6 protein-coding genes are annotated in these 6,923 nt (G+C 73.1%); 3 read left to right on the forward strand and 3 right to left on the reverse strand.

Features of this window, described 5'->3' with window-relative positions; genetic code table 11:
• The first annotated feature begins 121 nt into the window (after window positions 1-121).
• Window positions 122-1,132, forward strand: coding sequence for a class I SAM-dependent methyltransferase (locus ACIBCJ_RS20455; RefSeq protein WP_362103582.1), 1,011 nt, complete (start codon window positions 122-124; stop codon window positions 1,130-1,132).
• On the opposite strand, the gene ACIBCJ_RS20460 is transcribed toward ACIBCJ_RS20455, so the two are convergent.
• Entirely contained in the window at window positions 1,117-1,767 is a 651-nt protein-coding gene (locus ACIBCJ_RS20460) for a TetR/AcrR family transcriptional regulator (RefSeq protein WP_362103581.1), read from the reverse strand. The genes ACIBCJ_RS20455 and ACIBCJ_RS20460 overlap by 16 nt on opposite strands.
• 82 nt (window positions 1,768-1,849) lie before the next feature.
• Between ACIBCJ_RS20460 and ACIBCJ_RS20465 the strand changes: the two genes are divergently transcribed.
• Complete coding sequence (locus tag ACIBCJ_RS20465) at window positions 1,850-3,265, forward strand: FAD-dependent oxidoreductase (protein WP_365980509.1); 1,416 nt, start codon at window positions 1,850-1,852, stop codon at window positions 3,263-3,265.
• 80 nt (window positions 3,266-3,345) lie between these two features.
• Here the strand turns inward: ACIBCJ_RS20465 and leuE are convergent, their stop codons facing one another.
• The gene (gene leuE, locus ACIBCJ_RS20470) at window positions 3,346-3,996 is read right to left on the reverse strand and encodes a leucine efflux protein LeuE (RefSeq protein ID WP_362103580.1); all 651 of its coding nucleotides are present in this window, start codon (window positions 3,994-3,996) and stop codon (window positions 3,346-3,348) included.
• Between the two features lie 99 nt (window positions 3,997-4,095).
• Entirely contained in the window at window positions 4,096-5,676 is a 1,581-nt protein-coding gene (locus ACIBCJ_RS20475) for a methylmalonyl-CoA mutase family protein (RefSeq protein WP_362103579.1), read from the reverse strand.
• 250 nt (window positions 5,677-5,926) lie between these two features.
• Between ACIBCJ_RS20475 and ACIBCJ_RS20480 the strand changes: the two genes are divergently transcribed.
• Entirely contained in the window at window positions 5,927-6,772 is an 846-nt protein-coding gene (locus ACIBCJ_RS20480; RefSeq protein WP_362502864.1) for a L,D-transpeptidase family protein, read from the forward strand.
• Window positions 6,773-6,923 lie beyond the last annotated feature (151 nt).

A 6,923-nucleotide genomic window follows, 5' to 3' on the forward strand; every position in this document is an offset into this window, starting at 1 on the left:
GCGGCAGGAGCGGGCCGCGCACGGTGCCCGGCCGGACACGTTGGGCAATTCGTGCGATTTTCTGCCCATCGGATCGCGCGCGCCCCCTTCCTTTCGGGGGTGGAGGGGGCATCCTCGCCTCATGGCCACTGCGCAAGAGACGCACGAGTACCCCGGAGAGCTGAACGACGTCCCGGGCTGGTTCTGGCCGCTCGACCAGGTGCTGTTCTCCTGGTTCCTGGAGCGCCAGGAACGGCTGCACACCCGGGGCGACCTGCTCGAACTGGGCGCCTACCTGGGCAAGAGCGCGATCCTGCTGGGGCACCACCTGCGGGACGGCGAGACCCTGACCGTCTGCGACCTGTTCGGGGCCGAGCCGCCGGACGCCGCCAACCGGGCGGAGGCGGCGAAGTCGTACTCCTCCCTCACCCGCCAGGCCTTCGAGCGCAACTACCTCTCCTTCCACGACACCCTGCCGACGGTCATTCAGGCGCCCAGTTCCGCGGTCGTCGACCGGGTCGCGCCGGGCTCCTGCCGCTTCGTCCACGTCGACGCCTCGCACCTGTACGAGCACGTCGAGGGCGACATCGGCGCGGCCAGGGAGCTGCTGGGCCCCGACGGCATCGTCGTCCTGGACGACTTCCGCAGCGAGCACACCCCGGGCGTCGCGGTCGCGGCCTGGGAGGCGGTGCTCAACCGCGGACTGCGCCCGGTCTGCCTGAGCAGCCAGAAGCTGTACGGCACCTGGGGCGACCCGGAGCCCGTGCAGGAGGAGCTGCTCGCGGCGCTGCGCGGGCGCGAGGACATCGCCGTGACCGTGGAGCGGGCCGCCGGACAGCGGCTGGTGCGGACCCGCGCCAGGAGCAAGCGGCTGCGGCCGCCCTCGCTGCCGTCCTCACGGCACCCGGCGCCCGCCGCGGCGCCGGCTGCGGCGCCGGACGCGGGCCGGCCGGACGCCGCACCGGTGCCGGGCCGGACCGCCGAGGCCCGTCCGCCGGCCCGGGCGGTTCGCCCGCCGGCCCCGCGGGAGCGCACCCGGCGGCTCGCGCTCGACCTGCTGCCGCCTCTGGTCACGCGCGCGGTGCGCCGCCACCGGGCGGCCCGGCGGGCGAAGGCGGCGGGGGCGGGGAGGGCGGCTCAGTCGAGGCCGTAGGTGGCCGCGACGCCCTCGATCACCAGGGCCAGCGACTCCTCGAAGTGCCGGTCGTAGTCCGTGAAGATCTCCGCGCCCGCCGCGGCCGTCAGGGGGTAGTCGGCCAGCAGGCGGGCGCGTTCGTCCACGTCGTAGCCCTCGCGGCGCTCGCCGGGCACGGGCACGACGCCCTGTTCCTCGGTGACGAAGCCAAGGGTGAACTGGTACGTCGTGGTGGTCGCCCGGACCGCCTGGGCCAGGGTGAACCCCGCGGCGGTGAACAGCCGCAGAGTGCCCTCCATGTACTCGGCGTGCACCGCGCCGGTGAAACGTGAACCGCTGAACACCTTGGCGCCGTCGCGGTAGGCGAGCAGGGACGCGCGCAGGCCGTGGTTGGCCTTGAGCAGCCGCTCCCGCCAGGTGTCGGCCGGGTCGAGGGGTGTCCCGGCGACCATCCGCCGGTACATCTCGGTGGCCATCTCGTCGAGCAGGGCCTGCTTGTCCTTGAAGTGCCAGTAGAGGGCGGGCGCCTTGACGTCCAGCTCCCTGGCGATGGTGCGCAGGGTCAGACCGTCGAGACCGACCTCGTTCAGCAGCTCCAGCGCCGTGTCCGCGACCCGTCGGCGGTCGAGGGGGGCGCGTCGTTCCGTACTCACGCTTGACACCTTAACGGCGTTAGGTCCATCCTCGGACCCGGACGTAACTTAACGACGTTAAGGAGACTTGCCCGTGGATGTCATGGATACGCACGCCCTGGACACGGACGTGCTGATAGTCGGCGCCGGGCCCACCGGCCTCGCCCTCGGCGTGGACCTGGCCCGGCGCGGGGTGGACGCGCTGGTCCTGGAGGCGGCCGGAGAGCTGTTCCCCGGCTCGCGGGGCAAGGGATTCCAGCCCCGCACGATGGAGGTCTTCGACGATCTCGGCATCGTCGACGCGATCCACGCGGCGGGCGGCCCCTACCCGGTCGGCATGGTCTGGCGCGACGGCGAGCGGGTGGGCGAGCACCAGATGTTCGAGCCGGCCGAGCCGAGCGAGGACTCGCCGTACAACCGGGCGTGGATGGTGCCGCAGTGGCGCACCCAGGAGATCCTGGCGGCGCGGCTCGCCGAACTGGGCGGCAAGGTCGCCTTCCGCCACGAGGTCGCCGGTGTCACGCAGGACGGCACGGGCGTCACCGCGCACCTCGCCGCGGGCGCAACGGTGCGCGCCCGCTACCTGGTCGCGGCGGACGGCGGCCGTTCGGCGGTGCGCCGCGCGCTCGGCATCCGCATGACCGGCGAGACCGTCGACCCGAGCCCGACACTGGTGGCGGACGTCCGGATCAGCGGCCTGGACCGCGACAACTGGCACGTCTTCCCGCCGCACGACGGCGAGGACTTCCTCGCCGTCTGCCCGCTGGCCGGCACCGAGGACTTCCAGGTGATGGCGCGGTTCCCGGAGGGCGCGGCCGTGGACACCTCACCGGACGGCGTGCGCGAGGTCGTCGCGCGGCGCTCGCACATCGCCGCCGAGGACGTGACCGAGGTGCGCTGGACCTCCGACTTCCGGCCGCGGGCGGCCCTGGCCGACCGCTTCCGCGCGGGCCGGGTCTTCCTCGCCGGCGACGCGGCGCACGTGCACTCCCCCGCGGGCGGCCAGGGACTGAACACCAGCGTCCAGGACGCCTACAACCTGGGCTGGAAGCTGGGCGCGGTGCTGTCGGGCAGCGCCCCGGCCGCCCTCCTGGACAGCTACGAGGAGGAGCGGCGCCCGGTCGCCGCCCGGATGCTGGACCTGTCGACCGCCGTCCACCGCGGCGAGGTGCGGCGCGGCGGCGAGACCCGGCAGATGGGGATCGGCTACCGGGGCTCGTCCCTGACGGTGGAGACGCGTGCCGTCCCCGACGGTGCCCTGCGGGCCGGCGACCGCGCGCCCGACGGCACCGTGGACGGCGTCCGGCTCTTCGACGCGTTCCGCGGACCGCACTGGACGCTGCTGGCGCTGGGCGTCGCGGCGCCGCCGGTGCCGGAGTCGGTGCCCGTCGTCCGGGGGCCGGGACACGCGATGTACGGCACCGGCCTCTTCCTGGTCCGGCCGGACGGCTACGTCGGCTGGGCGGGCGAGGACGCGACCGGGCTCGGCGGCTACCTGGCCCGCTTCGGACCGGCCTGACGACGCGCCCCGGCGCCGCCCGGCGCGGTGTCCGGGGCCGGACCCCGCGACCGCGGCAGGATCCGGACGACATCCTCCGGTTAGGCGCTGGCCACCGACAGCTTCACCGCGAAACCGAGGAACAGCGCGCCCGCCGCCGAGGTCGCTCCCGCCGACAGCCGCTTGCGGCGGCGGAAGGCGGCGGACAGCTTGGTGCCGCTGAAGATCAGCGCGCTCAGGTAGAGGAAGCTGAAGAACTGGGCGAAGGCGCCGAGGACGACGAAGGACAGGGCGGGGTAGGCGTAGCCCGGGTCGACGAACTGCACGAAGAAGGCGACGAAGAAGAGGATGGCCTTCGGGTTGAAGAGGCTGACGACCAGGGCCCGGCGGAAGGGCCGCTCGTCCCCGGCCACCGGCTCGGCGGAATCCGTCGCCGCCTGCTCGCGCCGGGTCCGCCACATCCCCCACGCGGCCCGCATCATCCCGACCGCGAGCCACGTGAGGTAGCCGGCGCCGGCGTACTTCACGATCCCGAACAGCACGGCGTTGGCCTGGAGCAGCGAGGCCACTCCGGCGGCCGACAGCGTCATCAGCACCGCGTCGCCGCACCAGACCCCGGCGGCGGCCGTGTACCCGGCGCGCACGCCGCGGCGGGCGGCCACGGAGAGGACGTAGAGGGAGTTGGGGCCGGGCAGCAGGACGATGAGGACGAGGCCCGCGAGGTAGGTGGGGAGATCTATGACGCCGAACATGGAGGGAGTGTCGCACGCGGGTGCGACACTCCTCGCCGGTGTTCCAGCCGTCGGTACGGACGCGCACGCAGCGCGTCCGACGGGTGATCAGAAACGCACTCAGAAGGCGTCGGAGGGCACGTAGGTCCCCCACACCTCCCGCAGCGCGTTGCACACCTCGCCCACCGTGGCGCGGGCGCGCAGCGCGTCCTTCATCGGGTACAGGACGTTGTCCTCGCCCTCGGCCGCCTTCTTCAGGGCCGCCAGCGCCGAGTCCACCGCCGCCTGGTCGCGCTCGGCGCGGAGCCCGGCCAGGCGCTCGGCCTGCTGGGCCTCGATGGCCGGGTCGACGCGCAGCGGCTCGTAGGGCTCCTCCGCGTCGAGCTGGAAGCGGTTGACGCCGACCACGACCCGTTCGCCGGAGTCGGTCTCCTGGGCGATGCGGTAGGCGGAGCGCTCGATCTCGCTCTTCTGGAAGCCGTGCTCGATGGCGTTGACCGCGCCGCCGAGGTCCTCGACCTTGCCCATCAGCTCCAGGGCCGCCGCCTCGACGTCGTCGGTCATCTTCTCCACGACGTAGGAGCCGGCGAAGGGGTCGACGGTCGCCGTCACGTCCGTCTCGTAGGCGAGGACCTGCTGGGTGCGCAGGGCGAGGCGCGCCGACTTGTCGGTGGGCAGCGCGATGGCCTCGTCGAAGGAGTTGGTGTGCAGCGACTGCGTGCCGCCGAGGACCGCGCCGAGACCCTGCACGGCCACGCGGACCAGGTTGACCTCGGGCTGCTGGGCGGTCAGCTGCACGCCCGCGGTCTGGGTGTGGAAGCGCAGCATCAGCGACTTGGGGTTCTTCGCGCCGAACTCCTCCTTCATCACCCGCGCCCAGATCCGGCGGGCCGCGCGGAACTTGGCGACCTCCTCCAGGATCGTCGTCCGGGCCACGAAGAAGAACGAGAGGCGGGGCGCGAAGTCGTCCACGTCCATGCCGGCCGCGACCGCGGTGCGCACGTACTCGATGCCGTCCGCGAGGGTGAACGCGATCTCCTGCGCGGGCGAGGCGCCGGCCTCGGCCATGTGGTAGCCGGAGATCGAGATGGTGTTCCACTTGGGGATCTCGGCCCGGCAGTACTTGAAGATGTCGGCGATCAGCCGCAGCGAGGGCTTCGGCGGGAAGATGTACGTCCCGCGCGCGATGTACTCCTTCAGCACGTCGTTCTGGATCGTGCCGGTGAGCTGGTCGGCGCGCACGCCCTGCTCCTCGGCGACGAGTTGGTAGAGCAGGAGCAGCAGGGAGGCCGGCGCGTTGATCGTCATCGACGTGGAGACCTTGTCCAGCGGGATCCCGCCGAACAGCACGCGCATGTCGTCGATGGAGTCGATGGCGACCCCGACCTTGCCGACCTCGCCGCTCGCGATGGGGGCGTCGGAGTCGTGACCCATCTGGGTGGGCAGGTCGAAGGCGACCGACAGGCCCATGGTGCCGTTGGCGATCAGCTGCTTGTAACGGGCGTTGGACTCGGTCGCCGTGCCGAAACCGGCGTACTGGCGCATCGTCCATGGCCGGCCCGTGTACATCGACGGGTAGACACCGCGGGTGAAGGGGTACTTCCCGGGCTCGCCCAGCTTCTCGGCCGCGTCCCAGTCCGCCAGGGCGTCGGGACCGTAGACCGGTTCGATGGGCAGCCCGGACTCGGACTCGCGCGTCATGGTGTGATGCCTCCCGCTGAGCACATGTTCCTACTGCTCGAACTACCCGTCATTGACCCGCCGGTAGGGACCGGCATCTCGACGGACTGTATCCGCGTGCGTGCACCCGGTGGAGTGGCCCACGCTGGGACCTTGCTCACAACCTCGATGCGGTCCCGGTCACAACGATGCCGTGTCGTTCGCGGCGCGTCATCCGCGGGCACTAGTCAGGTGACGCCGGTGCTGGGCCGTGGGACGACGGGGGGCCGTGATGCGTGGGACGGGCAGGGGGACAACGGGACGGGCGGTCGCCGTCGCGCTGGGAGCGGCCCTGGTGGCGGGCGGCTGCACCGTGCAGGGCACGGGGCCGGACGGCAAGGGGCGGGCGCCGGTGCGCATCGACGTCACCACCGGGGCGCCGTCGAAGAGCACGTCGTCCCCGGACCGGCGCTCGCCGAGTGCGCCGCCGGCCGGACCGAGGACCGGCCGGGTGCTGTGGGAGCCGGGCGACACCGGCCGTGACGTCCGTGAACTGCAGGCCCGGCTGCGGCAGGTCGCCTGGCTGGTGGACGGGCCGACCGGGACGTACGACGACCTGACCGAGCGCGCCGTCAGCGGGTTCCAGGGCAAGCGCGGACTGCCCAGGACCGGCCGGACGGACACCGTCACCTGGCAGCGGCTGCTGGGGATGTCGCGCGAGCCGGGCAAGTGGGACCTGTACCTGATGGGCGGGCAGCCCGCCGCCGCGCCCGACCCGCGCTGCACGACCGGACGGGTGCTGTGTGTCAGCAAGTCCAGCCGGACGCTGCGCTGGATGATCGACGGACGGACCGTGTCGACGATGTCCGTGCGCTTCGGCTCGCAGCACACGCCGACCCGGGAGGGCGTCTTCCGGGTCTACTGGAAGTCCCGTGACCACTGGTCGACCCTCTACGACTCGGCCATGCCGTACGCCATGTTCTTCAGCGGCGGCCAGGCCGTGCACTACTCCTACGACTTCGCGGCCCACGGGTACGCGGGCGCCTCGCACGGCTGCGTCAACGTGCGGGACGAGGGAGCGATCGCGGATCTGTACGCGCAGGTGAGGAACGGCGACAAGGTCGTCGTCTACCGGTGAGGCCGCGCGGCGGGGACACCGCGGTGCGGCGAAGGGGGGCGGGGGGGGGGGGGGGGGGGGGGGGGGGGGGGGGGCCCGCCCCCGGCCCCGCCGCGCCCGCCCCGCGGCGCCCCCCCCCCCCCCACCCCCCCCACCCCCCCCGACACTCCAA

This window comes from Streptomyces sp. NPDC051136 (genome assembly GCF_044455745.1).
Taxonomy (GTDB): Bacteria; Actinomycetota; Actinomycetes; order Streptomycetales; family Streptomycetaceae; genus Streptomyces.

Coding starts and splice junctions, on each gene's coding strand:
- ACIBCJ_RS20465 (WP_365980509.1), top strand. CDS start 1,850: ATGGATACGCACGCCCTGGACACGGACGTGCTGATAGTCGGCGCCGGG.
- leuE (WP_362103580.1), bottom strand. CDS start 3,996: ATGTTCGGCGTCATAGATCTCCCCACCTACCTCGCGGGCCTCGTCCTC.
- ACIBCJ_RS20455 (WP_362103582.1), top strand. CDS start 122: ATGGCCACTGCGCAAGAGACGCACGAGTACCCCGGAGAGCTGAACGAC.
- ACIBCJ_RS20480 (WP_362502864.1), top strand. CDS start 5,927: ATGCGTGGGACGGGCAGGGGGACAACGGGACGGGCGGTCGCCGTCGCG.
- ACIBCJ_RS20475 (WP_362103579.1), bottom strand. CDS start 5,676: ATGACGCGCGAGTCCGAGTCCGGGCTGCCCATCGAACCGGTCTACGGT.